Annotated in this window: 14 protein-coding genes; 5 read left to right on the plus strand and 9 right to left on the minus strand. The window is 64.4% G+C overall.

Going from position 1 to position 18,493, the window contains the following annotated elements:
* Positions 1-9 precede the first annotated feature (9 nt).
* The 5 genes from DRF71_RS13840 to DRF71_RS13865 all read right to left on the minus strand — a co-directional run bounded on the left by DRF71_RS13840 (position 10) and on the right by DRF71_RS13865 (position 6,651).
* Entirely contained in the window at positions 10-1,419 is a 1,410-nt protein-coding gene (locus tag DRF71_RS13840) for a hypothetical protein (protein ID WP_112311065.1), read from the minus strand.
* The gene (locus DRF71_RS13845; RefSeq protein WP_157971085.1) at positions 1,416-3,536 is read right to left on the minus strand and encodes a dynamin family protein; all 2,121 of its coding nucleotides are present in this window, start codon (positions 3,534-3,536) and stop codon (positions 1,416-1,418) included. The genes DRF71_RS13840 and DRF71_RS13845 overlap by 4 nt, the downstream gene beginning before the upstream one ends.
* Before the next feature lie 429 nt (positions 3,537-3,965).
* Entirely contained in the window at positions 3,966-4,322 is a 357-nt protein-coding gene (locus DRF71_RS13855) for a hypothetical protein (protein ID WP_112311068.1), read from the minus strand.
* 566 nt (positions 4,323-4,888) lie between these two features.
* Positions 4,889-5,518 carry an aminotransferase class IV gene (locus DRF71_RS13860; RefSeq protein ID WP_112311069.1) on the minus strand — a complete coding sequence of 210 codons (630 nt, stop codon included), beginning with the start codon at positions 5,516-5,518 and terminating at the stop codon, positions 4,889-4,891.
* A complete protein-coding gene (locus tag DRF71_RS13865; RefSeq protein ID WP_112311070.1) occupies positions 5,476-6,651 on the minus strand; it encodes an aminodeoxychorismate synthase component I in 1,176 nt (391 codons plus the stop codon). Before DRF71_RS13865 ends, DRF71_RS13860 begins: the two co-directional genes overlap by 43 nt.
* Positions 6,652-6,831: 180 nt before the next feature.
* Between DRF71_RS13865 and carB the strand changes: the two genes are divergently transcribed.
* The 3 genes from carB (at position 6,832) to DRF71_RS13880 (ending at position 12,659) form a co-directional block, all read left to right on the plus strand.
* A complete protein-coding gene (gene carB, locus DRF71_RS13870; RefSeq protein WP_112311071.1) occupies positions 6,832-10,161 on the plus strand; it encodes a carbamoyl-phosphate synthase large subunit in 3,330 nt (1,109 codons plus the stop codon).
* A gap of 219 nt (positions 10,162-10,380) precedes the next feature.
* Positions 10,381-10,974: a PRC-barrel domain-containing protein gene (locus DRF71_RS13875; protein WP_157971086.1), complete on the plus strand. Its 594-nt coding sequence runs from the start codon at positions 10,381-10,383 to the stop codon at positions 10,972-10,974.
* Positions 10,975-11,282: 308 nt separating this feature from the next.
* Positions 11,283-12,659, plus strand: coding sequence for a DEAD/DEAH box helicase (locus tag DRF71_RS13880; RefSeq protein WP_112311331.1), 1,377 nt, complete (start codon positions 11,283-11,285; stop codon positions 12,657-12,659).
* Positions 12,660-12,680: 21 nt separating this feature from the next.
* Here the strand turns inward: DRF71_RS13880 and DRF71_RS13885 are convergent, their stop codons facing one another.
* Positions 12,681-13,133: a hypothetical protein gene (locus tag DRF71_RS13885; RefSeq protein WP_112311073.1), complete on the minus strand. Its 453-nt coding sequence runs from the start codon at positions 13,131-13,133 to the stop codon at positions 12,681-12,683.
* Positions 13,134-13,598: 465 nt separating this feature from the next.
* Here DRF71_RS13885 and DRF71_RS13890 point away from each other — a divergent pair, with 465 nt between their 5' ends.
* Positions 13,599-14,180 carry a thymidine kinase gene (locus tag DRF71_RS13890; RefSeq protein WP_112311074.1) on the plus strand — a complete coding sequence of 194 codons (582 nt, stop codon included), beginning with the start codon at positions 13,599-13,601 and terminating at the stop codon, positions 14,178-14,180.
* A 52-nt stretch (positions 14,181-14,232) separates the two neighbouring features.
* On the opposite strand, the gene DRF71_RS13895 is transcribed toward DRF71_RS13890, so the two are convergent.
* A complete protein-coding gene (locus DRF71_RS13895) occupies positions 14,233-15,174 on the minus strand; it encodes a DMT family transporter (RefSeq protein WP_112311075.1) in 942 nt (313 codons plus the stop codon).
* 163 nt (positions 15,175-15,337) lie between these two features.
* Between DRF71_RS13895 and DRF71_RS13900 the strand changes: the two genes are divergently transcribed.
* On the plus strand, positions 15,338-16,408 hold the full coding sequence (locus DRF71_RS13900) for a hypothetical protein (protein ID WP_112311076.1): 1,071 nt from the start codon (positions 15,338-15,340) through the stop codon (positions 16,406-16,408).
* 43 nt (positions 16,409-16,451) lie between these two features.
* Here DRF71_RS13900 and DRF71_RS13905 read toward each other — a convergent pair whose 3' ends face one another.
* Both DRF71_RS13905 and upp read right to left on the minus strand, forming a co-directional pair.
* Positions 16,452-17,717: an SPOR domain-containing protein gene (locus tag DRF71_RS13905; RefSeq protein WP_112311077.1), complete on the minus strand. Its 1,266-nt coding sequence runs from the start codon at positions 17,715-17,717 to the stop codon at positions 16,452-16,454.
* Positions 17,718-17,857: 140 nt separating this feature from the next.
* Positions 17,858-18,490: a uracil phosphoribosyltransferase gene (upp, locus tag DRF71_RS28085; protein WP_198672198.1), complete on the minus strand. Its 633-nt coding sequence runs from the start codon at positions 18,488-18,490 to the stop codon at positions 17,858-17,860.
* Positions 18,491-18,493: the final 3 nt, after the last annotated feature.

Genomic DNA, 18,493 nt, shown 5'->3' on the forward strand with positions numbered 1-18,493 from the left:
GCGGTCACCTCAGCCGGTCACCCGCTTATCGGCGCAAAGCTGGCCGATCGCCATCTGCGCCATGCCCTGGTTCATCACCTGAGCATCCGCGAGCAGGAAGACCATGCCCTTGCCGCTGACGATCTGGAACAGCACACGCCGCCTGCCGGTGGCGAGGCTGAAGAAACTGACCGGCCCGCCGCTGGTGGTCAGCCGCTCATCTTCCAGCTGCGTCAGCATGGTTGAGCAGAAACCGGCAAGCTGCGCGACGGTCGCTTCATCCCCTGCAAGCGTGGTGAGGCCCGCATCGTTTTCAGGCAGCAGCCCGGCCTGCAACAGCCCCGGCAGGACGGGGGCGGGTTTCGCGGCTTCCGGCCCGGGTTCGGGCACAGGTTCCGCTTCCGGTTCCGCAGCGGCCTCCGTCGGCTCGGCAACGGCTTCCCCGGCTTCGGCTTCTTCCACGATCTCCGGGCCGGTGTTTTCGTCGGCGGTGTCTTCGCCGGCGATGTCTTCGTCCTGGATCTCCTCCGCACCCGCTTGCGCTCTGGCAGCCGCCTGAGCCTCATTTACAATCTCTTCGGCCTGTGCCTCCGGTTCAAAGGCGATATCTGCCGTTTCCTCCGGCTCCGCCTCCGCTTCCCCGGCAGGGGCCAGATCATCCTCTGCCGCCGGCTCATCCGCTTCCGGCCAGTCGCGCCGGGCCTCGCCCTCATAGACCGTCCGTTCCGGTCTGGTGGCGAAAGTGCTCAGCAGGGCGGCAAGTCCGGCGCCTCCGCTTTCTTCCCATTCGGCATCCGAGTCCGCCGAGGCTGCGATCCGGCGACGCTCGCCATAGAGGTACATCCGATGCGCGAAAAGCGCATTGGTCTCGCGCTCCATCCGCTCCATCAGCCGGCCGCGATCCTTGTCCGAGCGCAGCTTGTCCCCGCGCGACACCACCAGGATCGAGCGATCCGGCCTTGCATCGCCCAGGGCCTCGACAATGGCCTTTTCGGTCAGCCGCCAGGCTTGCGAGCCAATGGTGACCCAGATCATCACATCGGCCGAATTCACCAGGGCGATCTGCTCGTCGGTCAGTTCCTCGGCCTTGGTCATCGGCAATTCGATCAGCTCAATCCCCGCGAGATGCGGCTGATCCAGCCAGAGCCGGACGAATTCCGTCTGATGGAACAGTGCCGGAGTGCCGGGCAGCGCCGCGCGCATCTCATGCCCGTGGCGGCCGACCGCCTCGATCCCGGGGATATCGCGCCAGCCCGCGACCAGCACCGGGCGTTCGCTGCGGCCGATATTGTCGGGCAGCAGATGGCTGCGCATCAGCGCATTCATCACGGTGGATTTGCCGGCGCTGACTTCGCCGCAGATCACCACGCGCAGCGGCGTATCGCTGCCGGCGGCCTTGCGTTTTTCGTGCAGGAGGGCGGTCAGATCTGTCATTTTCATGCCGCAGCCCCAAGATCGGTTCGCTTCAGCCCGGTCTCAAGGCCGGCCAGCGCGGTCAGACGGCGCTCCAGCGCCTCCACCTTGCTTTGCAGGCGCTGCACGACTGCTTTCTGGGCATCCGGGTTCAGCGCAATGCGTTCCATATCGATCTTGTCCTGTTTCAGGCGTTGTGCGTTTTCCGACAGGATCGAGTCGAACATCCGCAGCATCACGCGGATGCGCGACATGCCGGCGCTGGCACGATCCAGCTGGGCCTCGTTATAGGCCGCAAGGATCTTCTCGACCGAGGGACGCAGTTCTTCGGTGGTCAGTGTGCGCAGCGCGCCCAGCGATTTGCCCACATTCAGCGTGGGGCGGCGCCAGAAGGCCCAGCTGCGATCGACAATCATGCCGACGCGGAGGCTGCGTTTCGCGAAAGTCAGCGTCGAGGTGAAGCTGTCATAGGGCAGACCCTCCAGCGTGATCTCGGCGGTCGGGTCCTGGAATTTGGTGCCGATGGTCTGGCGGCAGGCCTGGATGCAGCTTTCCAGCGCCGCATCGGTGCCACTGCGCGAGCCGGTATAACAGTCGCGCACCTCGGCTTCGAGCGCGGCCTGCAAGGGCAGCATGTCGAAATCCAGCACCGCGCCGGCATCGCCGCGCTGACCGTCGCCGAAGAGACGCTCTTCGAATGTGTCCTTATGGCCATCGACAAAGGTTTCGATGGCCGCAATCAGCCGTGCCTCAAGCCCGGACCAGGATTTCGACACCACCCGCTCGATCTGCGCATCCGCTGTATCGACCAGGCTCTCCAGCCGGTTGCGCAGATCGCGGATGCCGGTGATCTCGCTTGCCACATCGCGGGCGGCGGTTTTGGCGATATCGCTGCGCAGGCTCTCCATCTGCACCTGGAGCGCGTCGCGCTCGCGGCGGCCGACGAATTGCGCCGCGTTCAGCTCGGCCCGGATATCGCCGCGCAGCTGGTTGAGCTGCTGGCTGCCGACACCGCTGTCAAGCGTGTCTGAGAGGGTGTTTTTCAGGCTGGTCAGCCCCGAGGCCAGCAAGAGCCGGTCATTGCGGTCGCGCGGAAGGCGGCCAAAGGTCTGGCGGATATAGAGTGCCAGCTCGTCGCTGTCGGCGGCCTCGCGCAGCGTCCCGGCCTCGTCATCCTCGCGCAAAGCGAGATCGGCAAGCCAGGCCGACCCGGCGACGATGCGGAAATCGATGCCCGGGATCGCGGCCCGCAGGCGCTGTTCGACATCGGCGATCACGCGCGGCACATTCGTGCTGTAATCATCCAGCTCGTCGATGCGGTTGATAAAGACCATCACATCCTTTTCGTCCTGATTGGCAAGGATGCGGATCAGCGCGAGGTCTACATCGGTCAGCGGCTGATGCGCCGAAAGGACCATCACGAAGACATCGGATTTGTCGAGGCTGCGGCAGGTCAGCTCATCGCGGACAAGGAAGGGGTCATTCACGCCTGGCGTATCGGTGATGATGGCCGGCACCTCGAATTCGGGCAGGCGCATGTAGATGCTGGCGCTTTTGGTCAGCGCGGCATAGCGGCCAAGCGCCTCGCGGTCGAGGCCGTCATCGCTGCCCGGCCCGGCGCAGACATAGCGTTTCAGCAGATCGGCCGAGAGGAATTCATGGTCATGTTTGCTGCCCAGCAGCGCATGGTAATGGCGCCCCAGCCGGCGCTGCGCACGGTCGCGCATCTCTTCGCTCTGGCGGCGCAGCACTTCGCTGTCGAAACCGGGCAGCAATTCCTCGGTCAGCTGGCGGATGGCCGAGCCGCTGCCGGTGATCTCCTGCCAGTCGGATTCGTCAAAGAATTCGAAACGCGCGCCCGAGATCGGGTCGGTCGGGATATTGACGCGGATATTGGTGACCACCGACGTCCAGGGATTGATATCCGAGGGCAGGAAATCATGTTGATGCAGGAAGGCGTTCAGGAAGGTCGATTTGCCGGCCTTGACCTGGCCGATCACCGCGACTTTCGCGGTCCAGCTGTCCAGCCTGTTGCGCAGCGGCGCGAAATTTGGCCTGGTCTTTTCGTCCACCAGGCGGTCGATGCTGTCGAGCCCGTCGCGCAGAAAGGCGAGCTCCTGCCGCAGTTGCGGAGCGATTTTCACGACGGTCTCCTTTCGGCCGGGATTCCGGCCACCTTGACTGGGAAAGCGGGGCGTGCGGGCCTGGTGCCCCGCCTCCGCTGACATTCACCGCTGACATTCCGGCACCCCTGAACCCGGTGTGTCGTACCGGGAAGGGGCAGTTTCACTGGCAAGGCCGGCAGCATCCGGCCCTGTCCGCAGGCTGATCACCCTGCCCGCAGCCAGATGGCCCGGCAGGGGGGACAAGTTTACTCGTTACGGCTGTCCACCCGGCGACTCAGCGATCCGGGCAGGCAGAACACAAAGGCCCCATCTTCATGTCTTTTTTTGGTCTGGCCGGCCGGGGAAGGCGTCGGGCCCTCCCCGGCCAGGCAGTCCGGGTCTTTCCCGGCCCGGGGCGCGGCCCCGGTCAGCCCGGAAGCAGCCGCTACCATGCCGGGCGCGGTCGGATCAGACCTTCAGTTTGCCTTCGACGTTTTTCACGGCGATCCGGGCGAGGCCCAGGTTGGCGTTCGAACGGTCCAGGGCGACATAGACGAAGACCGCCGGGTTCGAGGTCAGCGGGCGGATCAGGTGCAGCTGGGTGCCGAGCGTGATCAGGATGTCTTCGATATGGTCGTCAAGGCCCAGAGCGACCATGGCGGCGTTCTTGGCACGCACCACCTCGGTATTCGCGGCACCGGCAGCTTCGAGGTCAAATTTGATGCCGCTCGACTCGCTTGCCAGCATCAGGCCGGTTTCGGAGTCAACGAGGCAGGCGCCGATGAAGCCGGCGATTTTTTTCAGTTCGATGATGTTGGTCGACATTTGGGATGGGTTCCTGTGATTGCACGATGCCCTATTCCTGCATTCAACATTTGTTTTAATGTGGACCTGATTAGCGCCATTTTGCGGAAAATATGCCGTCGATTTGGGCGCAAAGATGGCGAAGGTCGATGTTTTTAATCGAATTTTTCAATAATAAATTATATTAATCATGTGGTTATGTGTATATTTATCTCTTTGATTGAGTTGTTGTATTCAGTGAAACTCAAAGTTGTAGATGCCGATTTTTGGTATGTGTGTGGGGTGTGACTGCGCCGGTCCGGCAATGAAAGTGGATGAAATAGGAATCGGTTAATGCCGTCGGTATGGGCGGGGTTTTCCGGATGAAGGTGACGAAAATGGAATTGGGTATGCCGAATCTTATAAGGCAATTGTTTGTGAATTGAAGCTGAAATTCAATTAAAGATCAGATTGAATGATGGGAATTTCAATCATTGCGAGAATTAAGCAACCATAGATTGCATGATTGTTGTGCAGGATTAAACAACCAGCGGAACGCGATGCCCGGATTATCTGCCGCATAAGGCCGGATTGTCGGGCGAGGCGGTTCAGGCGGGTGCGGCGCCGGGTTCTGCGAGGCGGGCGGGGATCAGGCCGCGCAGGGCATTGCCAACCCAGAGCCGTACGCAAGCCAGATCGTGCAGCAGCAGTACCTCTTCCGGGCAGGCCAGTTCGCGGCGCAAGACCCCTGGCAGCAAGCCGCAGGCCAAAGGCGGCGTACGCATCCCCTCGCCGCGGTCAAAGAAGAGCGTGGTGATGCTGCCCTCGCAAAGTTCACCGCGCTCATTGAGGAAAAGCGCCTCATCCACCCCATCGGGCAATGCGGCGCGGGCCCTGTCATGCAGCGCGCGGTGGGTGGACTTCAGCGAAAGCCATGGATCGTCCGAAAGAAGCCGCTCTGTAGCAAGGCACAGGGTCCAAAGCGGCTTTGCCGCCGGCAGCGGGTGCTGTTCCCAGACCATCCGCCCGGCACCGTCCAGTGTCAGCCGCAGCCGGGCGGCCCCGGCCGGGCCTGCGGGCGGTGGGGGCAGGGGGGGCGCCCAGCCAAGCGCCACCGCACTGCGCTGCAACCGCTCCAGATGCAAAGGCCAGCGCGGCGCCAAGGCGCCGTCCCACAGCACCGTCTCGATCAGCTTCAGCCCCGGCTCACCGCCGCATTGACGAAGCGCGCTTTCCATAGCGCCTCCTCCCATTCGCCCTCTTCGGTCGAGCCATGCACGATGCCGCCGCCGACATTCATCCGGATCTCGCCCGGGTTCTCACCGTCCTCTTCGCCCACCGCAAGCGTGCGGATCGCGACCGAGAAATCCGCGCTGCCATCCGGGGCCATCCAGCCGATGGCGCCACAATAGACATCACGGGCGAAGGGCTCGACCTCGCGGATGACCTCCATCGCGCGGATCTTCGGCGCCCCGGTGACCGAGCCGCAGGGGAACAGCGCCTGGACCAGATCGGGAAGGCTGGCCGGGCGCGAGAGCTGGCCCTGCACCTCTGAGACCATCTGATGCACGGTGGCGTAATGTTCGACGGTGTAGAGTTCGGGGACCTTCACGCTGCCGATTTCGGTGATGCGGCTGATATCGTTTCTGAGCAGATCGACGATCATCAGATTCTCGGCCCGGTCCTTGGGGCTGGTGCGCAGCTCGGTCGCCAGGGCCGCATCGCGGGCGGGGTCGGCATCGCGCGGGCGGGTGCCCTTCATCGGGCGGGTGGTGATGCGCCCCTCTGCATCGGTGCGGAAGAACAGCTCTGGGCTGCGCGAGACCAGCGCCGGCTCACCCGCCAGATTGACAAAAGCTCCGTGCCCGACCGGACCCGAGCGGCGCAGCCGGCCATATAGCCCCTCTGGCGTGCCGGACAGCAGGCGAGACAGCATCGGGAAGGTCAGATTGGCCTGGTAGATATCGCCCGCCGCGATCAGTTCCTGCACACGGGCGATGGCGCTGTTATAGTCGTCGCGCGAGATCAGCGGCTCTGGCGCGGCGATGCGGGTCGCCCCGGCCTCCTCTGCCATCCTGGCCAGCATTGGCCCGGGATCCCCGGGGCCGATGAATGTCGCCAGATGCACCAGCGGCAGGCGGCGGTCGGGATGTATCAGCGGGCGCAGCCGGTCTTCAAACGCATATCCCGCCTCATAAGAGATATAGCCCGCGACCCAGGCGCCGAAGCGGCGGATGCGGTCGGCATCTTCCAGCACATCCAGCACCTGCTCGGGCGTGCGTGCGATTTTCACCGTCAGCGCGTCATCAAACAGCGCCGGACGTCCGCCGGGGCCGTGTTCAAAAAAGATCTGGCGTCTGCTGCTGCTCATAATGCCGAGAATGAATAGGGGCTGGCGGATGCCTGCGCCAGCCGGAATAACGGGTGGGATTTCCCCGGCCCTGCGCCAGACCCGCTGGCAAGCGTCGGTTTACCCCTTGCGCCCCTGTCGCCCGGCTCTATAACCCCGGACGATTTAGCGACAGCCAGCCCAAAAACCGAGGTTCCCGACATGCCGAAGCGGACAGATATCCACTCGATCATGATTATCGGTGCGGGGCCTATCGTGATTGGCCAGGCCTGCGAATTCGACTATTCCGGCGCCCAGGCCTGTAAGGCTTTGCGCGAAGAGGGCTACCGCGTCATCCTCGTGAACTCGAACCCGGCGACGATTATGACCGATCCGGGTCTGGCCGATGCCACCTATATCGAGCCGATCACGCCGGAAGTGGTGGCCAAGATCATCGAGAAAGAGCGCCCCGATGCGATTCTGCCGACCATGGGCGGGCAGACCGGTCTGAACACCGCGCTGGCGCTGGCCGATATGGGCGTGCTGGACAAGTTCAACGTTGAACTGATCGGCGCCAAACGCGAAGCCATTGAAATGGCCGAAGACCGCAAGCTCTTCCGTGAGGCGATGGACCGGCTGGGGATCGAGAACCCCAAGGCGACCATCGTTGCCGCGCCGAAACTCGCGAACGGCAAATACGACATCGCGGCGGGCGTGGCCAAGGCGATGGGCGATCTTGAACATATCGGCCTGCCCGCGATTATCCGCCCGGCCTTTACCCTTGGCGGCACCGGCGGCGGCGTGGCCTATAACCGCGACGACTATGAGGCCATCGTGAAATCGGGGCTTGAGGCCTCGCCGATGGCGCAGGTTCTGGTCGACGAATCGCTGCTCGGCTGGAAGGAATACGAGATGGAGGTGGTCCGCGACAAAGCGGATAACGCCATCATCGTCTGCTCGATCGAGAATATCGACCCGATGGGTGTTCACACGGGCGATTCGATCACCGTGGCGCCGGCGCTGACGCTGACCGACAAGGAATACCAGATCATGCGCAACGGCTCGATCGCCGTTTTGCGTGAGATCGGGGTGGAGACCGGCGGCTCCAATGTGCAATGGGCGATCAACCCGGTCGATGGCCGCATGGTCGTGATCGAGATGAACCCCCGCGTGAGCCGTTCGTCGGCGCTGGCCTCCAAGGCCACCGGCTTCCCGATTGCGAAAATCGCGGCGAAACTGGCGGTCGGCTATACGCTGGATGAGCTGGATAACGACATCACCAAGGTGACGCCGGCCTCGTTCGAGCCGACCATCGACTATGTTGTGACCAAGATCCCGCGGTTTGCCTTCGAGAAATTCCCCGGCTCGCAGCCACTGCTGACCACCGCGATGAAATCGGTGGGCGAGGCGATGGCGATTGGCCGTACCATCCATGAATCGATGCAGAAGGCGCTGGCCAGCCTTGAGACCGGCCTGACCGGCTTTGACGAGATCGCGATTGAAGGCGCCCCCGACCGCGCCGCAATTTCCAAGGCGCTGAGCGTCGCAACCCCTGACCGGCTGCGCGTGATCGCCCAGGCGATGCGTGAGGGGCTCTCGAATGACGAGATCCAGGCCATCACCGCTTTCGACCCCTGGTTCCTTGCCCGGATCCGTGAAATCATTGATGCGGAACATGAAATCCGTACTCATGGCCTGCCCTCGACGGCCGAAGGGCTGCGCGGGCTCAAGATCATGGGCTTTACCGATGCGCGTCTCGCCAAGCTGACCGGCCAGGACGAAACCTCGGTGCGCCGCGCGCGGCGGGGCCTTGGCGTTACCGCCGTCTTCAAGCGGATCGACACCTGCGCGGCGGAATTCGAGGCGCAGACGCCTTACATGTATTCCACCTATGAGATGCCCGCGATGGGCGATGTGGAATGCGAATCGCGTCCCTCGGCTGCGAAGAAAGTCGTCATCCTTGGCGGTGGTCCGAACCGGATCGGCCAGGGGATCGAGTTCGACTATTGCTGCTGCCATGCCTGTTTCGCGCTGACCGAGGCCGGCTATGAGACCATCATGGTCAACTGCAATCCCGAGACCGTTTCGACGGATTACGACACCTCGGACCGGCTTTATTTCGAGCCGCTGACGCTGGAACATGTGCTGGAAATCCTGCGGGTCGAGCAGGATAACGGCACGCTTCATGGTGTGATCGTGCAGTTTGGTGGCCAGACGCCGCTGAAACTGGCGCAGGCGCTGAAGGATGAGGGCATCCCGATCCTTGGAACCACGCCCGACGCTATCGACCTCGCCGAAGACCGCGAGCGTTTCCAGGCGCTGCTGAATGATCTGGGCCTGAAACAGCCGGTCAACGGCATCGCCCATTCGCGCGAAGAGGCTTTCGATATCGCCGCCCGCGTGGGATACCCGCTGGTGATCCGTCCGTCCTATGTGCTCGGCGGCCGCGCGATGGAGATCGTGCGCGACGATGCCCAGCTGGAGCGCTACATCAACACCGCCGTGCAGGTTTCCGGCACAAGCCCGGTGCTGCTGGACAGCTATCTGTCGGGCGCGGTCGAGGTGGATGTCGATGCGCTGTCGGATGGCGAAGCGGTCCATGTTGCCGGTATCATGGAACATATCGAAGAGGCGGGGGTCCATTCGGGCGATTCTGCCTGCTGCCTGCCGCCGCACCAGCTCTCGGCTGAGACGGTGGCCGAACTGAAAAAGCAGACCGTGCAGATGGCGATTGCGCTGCAGGTCGTCGGGCTGATGAATGTGCAATTCGCGATCAAGGACGGGGTGATCTACGTTCTGGAAGTCAACCCGCGCGCCTCGCGCACGGTGCCCTTTGTGGCGAAAGCCACCGACTCGGCGATTGCCTCGATCGCGGCGCGGCTGATGGCGGGCGAGAAGCTTTCGGCCTTCCCCGAGCGCGCGCCTTACGATGCCGGCGTTGGCCCCGACAGCCCGTTGCCGCTGGCGGATGCGATGACGCTCGCCGATCCGATCACGCCCTGGTATTCGGTGAAAGAGGCGGTGCTGCCCTTCGCCCGCTTCCCTGGTGTCGACCCGCTGCTCGGGCCGGAAATGCGCTCGACCGGCGAGGTGATGGGCTGGGATCGCAGCTTCGCGCTGGCCTTCCTCAAGGCGCAGATGGGCGCCGGCATGGTGCTGCCCGAGGCGGGCCGCGTCTTCCTTTCGGTGAAGGATGCCGACAAGTCGGAGGCACTGGCCTCGGCGGCGCGCGACCTGATCGCAATGGGCTTCACCATCACCGCGACACGCGGCACCGCTGCCTGGCTGAAAGCCGAAGGAGTCGTGGCGGAATCGGTGGCCAAGGTCTATGAGGGCCGCCCTAATATCGTCGACCGGCTGAAAAACGAAGACATCGCTCTGGTGATGAACACGACCGAGGGCACCCAGTCCATCGCCGACAGCCGCGACATCCGCCGCGTGGCGCTGATGGACCGCATCCCCTATTTCACCACCGCCGCCGCAAGCGTGGCCGCCGTCGCTGCGATGAAAGCACGCGGCGAGGGCTATGGGGTGCGGACGCTTCAGGGCTGAGCCCCGGTCGAAGCCCACAGATCCGGAAAAGCCGTCCTCAGGGACGGCTTTTCGCTGTGATTTCCCGACATTTTCGTGAAGAGGCGGTTTCCCCCGGCCGTGCCGTCGTGATTCCGGCGGGGCTTCGCCACCCGGTCGCGGAGGTCGGACCCAAATCGCGCCTGGCCCGTTAGCTCCCTGTCCGCTGGACGTGAGGCTAACGAACCAAAGGAGTGAACCATGAAACGGATCCCCCCCTTCGCCGCCCCGCCGGTTATCGCACTTGCTGCGTCTCTGATGCTTGGCACCGCCGCTCTGGCGCAGGAAACCACCACCGATCCGGTAAAGATTCCGGAAGCCGGGGCCGTGGATGAGACAGGCGCCCCCGCCGATCCGCTGATCGAGGGGCAGCCCGAGGCCACCCCGGCCGCGCCCGATCCGGCCACCGCCGATGTCCCGCCATCGCCCGAGGCGAGCGAGGCGAGCGAGGCCCCGGCCGCACTGCCCGCAACCGATGTTTTCGCGGTGCCCGAAGGCTATAGCGAGGTCACCGACTGGACCGCTGTGACCGCCGATCAGCTGATCGGGGCCACGCTTTACGCATCGGATGGCTCGAATATGGGGTCGGTCACCGATCTGGTGCTCAGCACCGAAGGGCCGGTCCAGGGCATCGTCGCCGATGTCGGCGGCTTTATCGGCATCGGCACGCATCGGGTCAATCTGGGCCATGACCAGGTCACGCTTTACCGCGATGAAGGCGGCACGGTGATCGCGGCGACCACCCTTGGCGCCGAGGCCCTGAAAGCGCTGCCTGCCTGGGAACCGGCACAATAAGCCCGGCCATGACGCGCTGATCATCCCTCAGGCGGGCTCAGGGCCTGGCGGATGGCAAACCGGGACAAATATTCCCAGCCCATTGTCCCGGTTCGGGGCGGCCCGCAGTCAGCTGCGGGCCGATCCTGCTTGACTTTTGGGCGCGACACGCCCATTTCAGGCCAGTCCGACAGCCCGTGCCGCGTGAGCATTGACCCGGCCCGGACAACAAGGTTCCCACCATCACGCAGGGGCGCCGACGGCGCGCACGGTTTCCGGTAATCTCCGGGGGCGAGGGCGTGTTGTCATCCTCGACGTATGGAATGACCATGACGACTTTTGCAGAACTCGGCCTTTCGCCGAAAATCCTTGCCGCGCTGGAAAAGACCCAGCTGAAGGCGCCGACCCCGATCCAGGCCCAATCCATCCCGCATATCATGGCCGGCAAAGACCTGATGGGCCTTGCCCAGACCGGCACCGGCAAGACCGCCGCTTTCGGCCTGCCGCTGCTCCACCGTATCCTGGATCTCGGCCATCCGCCGGGGCCGAAGAACATCCGCGCCCTGATCCTGGTGCCGACGCGCGAGCTGGCGACGCAGATCAAAGACAACCTCTCGATGTTCACGCAAGGGACGGCGGTGAAGGTGGTGATGGTCGTGGGCGGTGCCTCGATCAACAAACAGGCCCAGGCGCTGGTGCGCGGTGCCGATGTGCTGGTGGCGACGCCGGGCCGGCTGATCGACCTGATCGGGCGCGGCGATGTCAGCCTTGAGAAATGCGGCTATCTGGTGCTGGATGAGGCCGACCATATGCTGGATATGGGCTTTATCCATTCGCTGCGGCAGATCGCGAAACATATCCCGCAGCGGCGCCAGACCATGATGTTCTCGGCGACGATGCCCAAGGATATCAATGAGATCGCCGATACCTATCTGCGCGATCCGGTCAAGGTGCAGGTGGCGCCTCCGGGGAAACCTGCCGAGAAGGTGACGCAGGGCGTCCATTACATCCCCAATGGCGACAAGGCGAAGCTGCTTGAGGACTATCTGAAAAAGCACCCGGGCGAGCAGGCTCTGGTCTTTTCCCGCACCAAACATGGCGCCGACAAGCTGGCCAAGGTTCTGGGGCAATGGGGCTTCCGCGTGGGTGCGATTCACGGCAATCGCAGCCAGAATCAGCGCGACCGCATCCTGACCGAGTTCAAATCGGGCGAGGTCGATGTGCTGGTCGCGACCGATGTGGCCGCGCGCGGCATCGACATTCCGACCGTGCGCCATGTCTATAATTACGACATGCCGAATGTGCCGGATAACTATGTTCACCGCATTGGCCGCACCGCGCGGGCGGGGGCAAGCGGGTCTTCGATCAGCTTCTGTTCGCCGGCCGAGATGGGCGAGCTGCAGGCGATTGAGAAGCTTTTGAAAAAAGCGCTGCCGGTGATCGGGGGCGCGCCCTGGGCAGCGGATGCGATCGCGGCGGCGCCGAAGCCGGGCCAGAATCGCGGGCAGAACCAGGCGCGGGGCCAGAACCGGGGCGGGCAGAAGCCCGGCTCGAAACCGCCGGCGCCGAAAGCCGCCCGGCCCGGGGCGGCGAAGCCCGCTTCCGCGCGGCCGCAGGGCGGGCGCCCCGGCGGCGCGAAGCCGGCGGCGGCCCGGCCGCAAGGCGGTGCCCAGGCCCCGTCGCGGCGGCCCAAAGCGCGCGGCTGATACCGTCAGGCACGAGGCGGCTCAGGTCGCCTCGTCTTCCAGATTGAGCTTCATCTGCAACAGCACATGCTGGATCGCGATGGTCTCTCGCAAGAGCCGTTTCGATTCGTTGATGCTGATCTTGCCGTCGGCAATGGCGGAATTGTACTCGCTCATCAGCATGGCAAAACGCTGGGCCAGCGCCACCACATCCTGGTTGATCCCCGAGGTCTCGGGGTCCTTACGGTCATTGTCATAGGCCAGCGTGATGCCGCGCAGATCGGCCAGTGCCGAGGTCACATGCGGAAAGCGCGAGGCGGCCTCAAGCTGTGCCACCACATCGACCGGCATGAAACGGTCTTCATGCTCGTCGCTGTCGGAATAGTAGCGGCCGAGCGTGGCCTTGGATTTGCCGGTCAGCGCACAGGCGGCCTCGATCCCGACATCCTTGACCAGGGTTTCGGTGTGTTTTTTCAGATAACTCGCCACAGACATGGCCAACCTCATTCAGATCCGGGATGCGGCGCAGGGCATTCTGGGGGGCGAACCGGAGCAGCGGCGCGAAATCATTCAATCTTTTCCCATTAATCTGCCTGCAAGGCTTTGTCACCGATAAAGGAGTGGCCGGGGAACCGGGGTATTAGCGAGTGTCCGGAACGCCGCAGGGCTTCGGTGTATCTCCGGTGTGGGTGGGGGCTGTCTGGGTCCCGGGGGGGCAGACAGATGCGGGTGGCAGCCCGCAGGCCGGGCAGGATGTAACGCGTGCAGCAGGCCCTCGCCTGCGGGTAAATGGTGGCTGAACGGTCCTCCGGCTTCACGCCGGGCGCGCAAAGCGCCTGCGGGAATTGTCCGCTCACCCTGCCGGCGGGAACCGGGCAGGGCTATCGCGGGGCCGCAGCCAAAACCGCTCGGGGACCATGCGGCCTTGACAGAAATCGGGTGGGGGGCCAGGGCAGGCCCATGGCCAAGCTCTATTTTCATTACTCGACGATGAATGCGGGGAAATCGACCCTGCTGTTGCAGGCAGCTTATAATTACCAGGAGGGCGGCATGTCCCCCTATCTGATCACCGCGCGGATGGATGGTCGCGCCGGTGAGGGGCGGATCGCCAGCCGGATCGGCATCGGGATGGATGCGGATATGTTCGGGCCGGATGATGATCTCTTTGCGATGATCGCGGCGCGGCAGGGGCGGGGGCCGGTCGATTGCGTCTTTATCGACGAGGCGCAGTTCCTGTCCCAGGCGCAGGTCTGGCGGCTGGCCCAGGCGGTGGATGATCTGGGCGTGCCGGTGATGTGCTACGGGCTCAGGGTGGATTTTCGCGGAGATCTGTTCCCTGGCTCGGCGGCGCTGCTGGCCTGGGCCGACGAGATGCGCGAGGTGCGCACGATCTGCCATTGCGGGCGCAAGGCGACGATGGTGGTTCGCAAAGGGCCGGATGGCCGGGTGATGACCGATGGCGACCAGGTGGTGATCGGCGGCAATGAGACCTATCAGAGCCTCTGCCGCCGCCATTGGCGTGAGGCGGTCAACGACCGCTGAGCGCAAAAATTCTTGCAAGAATTTTTCGACAAATTCCTTGCAAGGAATTTGATCAGCGCTCCTGTTCCTGGGCGCGCAGGGCGATGATCGCACCGGCAAGGACGATCAGCGCGATACCATACCAGGCCAGAGCGCCGAGACTGTCGCCCCAGATCACCTGGCCCCAGAAGGCGGATGAGGGCAGGACCATATATTCCAGCACACTGACCCTGCCGGCATTGGCCATCAGATAGGCCCTGGTGCAAAGCCCGACTCCGACCGCAGAAAAGCTGGCATGCAGCAGCATCCAGGCCAGGTATTCGCCATCCGGCCAGACGAAACCGCGCAGAAGGAAGCCTCCGGATCCCGCCGGCACCGGCTGCGGCCAGAACGACAGCACCGCAAGACCCAGGAGCCCGATCAGGCCAAGGCTGACAAAGAACCCCGCCAGCAAGGTGCCGGCGCTTTCCTCCGCGCACCAGCGCCGCGTCGCGATATTGGCCATGGCATAGACCGCCCCCGCCAGCGCCGGCACCAGGGCTGTGATCCCCGCTCCGGCCAAAGCGCGCGGCCCCAGAACCAGCACCACCCCCAGAAAGCCCAGCATCACCGCGATCAGCCGCGCCGGACCGATCCGTTCGCCATAGACCAGCCGCGAGATCAGCAGCACGAAGACCGGCGCGGTGAACAGCCCTGCCGCTGCCACAGCAACCGGCATGAAGGCCAGCGCGCCGAAATAGATCATAATCGCAATGCCTTGCAGCAGCGCCCGCGCCGCCACCGCCCGTATATTGCGCGGCCTCAGCTGCAGCCCGAGAAAGGGGGCCGCCAGCCCCATCATCGCCAGCGCGAGAAAACTGCGCGTCGCATGGAACTGCCAGAGCCCGGTATCATCCGCCACCGCCCGCACATAATTATCGCTGAAGCCGACCATCGCGGCATAGATCAATGTCAGCCCAACCGCCATCAGCGTACGGTCAGGCGACAGCCCCTGGACAGTCGTAGGCGCAGTCATCGGCTTCCTCTTCCCACTCCACTCCCTGTGAAGCCCGCGCGCGCAACCTCTGCGCGTCTGAATGCGACATTCGCTGCCTGCCGCGCGCGGCACAGGCTCATCCACCCGCCTGGCAGCCCTGCGGGGCGTTGTGGCGCGGGCGCGGGGCGGCTAAGGTCGGGCCATGAAAAGACGAACGGGCAGTTCTGCGGCATCAGGATCGGGCACCGCGCTGAGCAAATATCAGCGCCTGGAATCGCTTGGTCTCTGGCGCGATACCGGGGATGGCCAGCGCCGGGAAGTGGTGGTGCTGATGGGCGAGGCGACGCTGGTGCTCAGCGATCCGCGCTCGGGTTCGGCGCTGAGCCATTGGTCGTTGCCGGCGGTCCGGCGGCTCAATCCGGGCCAGCAGCCCGCGGTATTCTCCCCTGGTGAGGACAGTCCGGAATCGGTCGAGATCGATGACGAGACCATGCTCGCCGCGCTGAAAATGGTGAATTCGGCGGTCAGGGCGGATTCACCCCATCCCGGCCGGCTGCGCTTCGCACTGATCGGCGGCGCGGTGGTCGGGTTCCTTGGCCTCGTGACGCTGGTGCTGCCGAGGATCCTGATCTCCCATACCGTGGCGGTGGTGCCGCCCTCGAAACAGGTCGAGATCGGAATGCGGGCGCTGGATGATGTGATCCGGCTGACCGGCGCACCCTGTTCGGGAGAGCTGGGCCTGCCGGCGCTGGCGGCGCTGTCGGATCGGGTTTTCGGCGAGGCGAATACGCCGATCCTCTATGTGCTGCCCGAGGGCCTGTCGCGCCCGGCGCATCTGCCGGGCGGGGTGATCCTGCTGCCGGGGTCTCTGATTGATCAGGATGCCCCCGATGCGCTTGCGGGCGCAGCGCTGACCGAGGGGATCAAGGCCGGGCTGGCCGATCCGATGCGCGCCATTCTCGACCATGCCGGGCTGAAGCCGACCTTTGACCTCTTGGTATCGGGCGAATTGCCGGCGGCGGCGCTGGAGGGTTTCGGCGAGGCTTTCATCCGCGAAGAGCATGATTTGCCGCCGCTTCCCCGGCTTCAATCCGCGTTCGAGGCGGCCCAGGTGCCGCTGACCCCCTATGCCAACTGGCTGGCGGCAAGCGGCGCGATTTCGGCGACCGAAGCGGCGGAACTGGTTGCCGCCGACCCGTTCCAGGGCCGGATTTCAAGCCCTTTGCTGCCCGATGATGACTGGATCGCGCTGCAATCGGTCTGCAACGGCTGATCCGGCGGCGAAGGCCGGGGCGCATGGCTCCCGGCCCTGGCTATTACTGCACCATCACCGCATCGCCAAAGCCTGCGCTGCGCACCTTCGACAGCGCCGCCTGCGCCTCACCGACCGAGGCGAAGGGGCCGGCATAGACCACCTGCAACGCGCCGCCTTTGAGTGTCGAGCGCGAGACCGGCAGGCCCAGCCCTTGCAGCCGCCCCGCCGTGCCCTCGGCATTGGCTGCAACGCCAAACGTGCCCACCTGGACAAAGAGCCGCCCCGCCGCCTTGTTGTCACCCGCCTTGCTTTCTGCAGCAATCACCGGCGCCGCTTCCACCGCTTTCGCCGTGGATTTCGACGATTTCGATACGCCGCTATCGGAGCGCAGCTTCACCGACTGGCTGCCATCGGCGGCGGTGACCAGGATGCCGGGCTCCATGCTGGTGCTGCCATCGCTGCGGCGCACCCTGACCATCACCTCGCGGCTGCCACCCTCATGCAGCTCCGCCGGCGTGGTGCGGGTCCAGAGCCTGTCCTGATCGGCGACGCCCTGCTGGGTCTGCAATCCGCGACGGGGGTTCAGGCGGTCATCCTCCCAGGCCAGCTTATAGCCTGGCGGCGGGGTCGGGATTGCTGTGCTGCCGCCCTTGCGGGTGGTGACGGTGACGCTTTTCCCGGTTGCGACCGCAGTGGCGGTGCCGGTCCAGCTGTCGCTGCCCCCGGTCTGAAGGCGCGGGAAGCTGGCGCCGTCAAGCGTGCCATCGCCTTTGGTGCATAATGTGCGGGTGCCGCCGCCCTCGACACGGAATTTCTGCGCGACCGGGGCCGTGGCGGGGCAGGTGAGCCGGTAGCCGTCAGAGCTGGTGACTGCGGCAGCTGCGGCGGTCTTTTTCGGCGCAGCCGCGACAGGCGCGCTGCCGGCGGCGTCAAAGGCGCTTTGCATCGGAGCGGGCAGCGGCAGCGGTGCGCCCGGCTTTGTGTTGATCGAGGGGATTTTGGTCCCCGTTGTCTTCGGAGTGCTGCCCGCTGCGGCCTTCGCTGCCAGCGCCGGATCAGCCACAGTGGGCGCCGCTTCGGCGGTTACGACAGCCCGCCCCGAAGGCGCATAGCCGCAAAGCTGCTTGCGGTCATGTGAGATGCGCGGCACCCAGGTCTCGCGCCCGCCATAGCCCGCGCGCAGAAAGACGCAGCCGCGACTGTCCACATATTGTTGACCTTTGAACCCCGCCGGCGGCATTTCTGCCGGTCCGCGCAGATCGGCATAAGCGGTTGCAGCAAAGCACACCGCCGCGAAGGCGGCGACGGACAGGATTTTTCCGGACATTGGTAACTCCCAGGGCAGCGGAAGGGACAGCTTAACCGAATTTTAAGGGATTCTGCGGGTGAGTAAAGCTGTGCCCGCTCCCGGCAGCAGGCCGCCGCCGCCCGGTCCGGTCATTTTTCGGCCCGCCCGTGCGGGCCGGGTCACTTCGTGCCGAACATCCGGTCGCCGGCATCGCCCAGCCCCGGCACGATATAGCCGTGATCGTTCAGATGGCTGTCGACCGCTGCGGTGACAATCGGCACATCGGGATGCGCCTCTTTCATCTTCGCGATCCCTTCGGGCGAGGCCAGCAGGCACAGGAAACGAATATTCTTCGCCCCCGATTGTTTCAGCAAGTCGACTGCCGCCGCCGAGGAATTGCCGGTTGCCAGCATCGGATCGACCACGATGGAGATGCGCTCTTCCAGATGTTCCGGCAGCTTGCAGTAATATTGCACCGGCTGCAGCGTCTCGGGGTCGCGATACATGCCGATGAAGCCGACCCGAGCCGCCGGGATCAACTCAAGGATGCCGTCAAGCAGCCCATTCCCCGCCCGCAGGATCGAGATCAGCGCCAGCTTCTTGCCTTCGATCGCCGGGGCATCCATCGGCTCGATCGGCGTCTCGATGCGGCGTGTCGTCATCGGCAGACCGCGCGTCACCTCATAGGCCAGCAAAAGGCTGATCTCGCGCAACAGCTTGCGGAAACTCGCGGTCGAGGTTTCCTTATCGCGCATGATTGTCAGTTTGTGCTGAACCAGCGGATGGGTAACGACTGTCAGATGGTCCGACATGGT

This window comes from Pseudogemmobacter bohemicus (assembly GCF_003290025.1).
Classification (GTDB): Bacteria; Pseudomonadota; Alphaproteobacteria; order Rhodobacterales; family Rhodobacteraceae; genus Pseudogemmobacter; species Pseudogemmobacter bohemicus.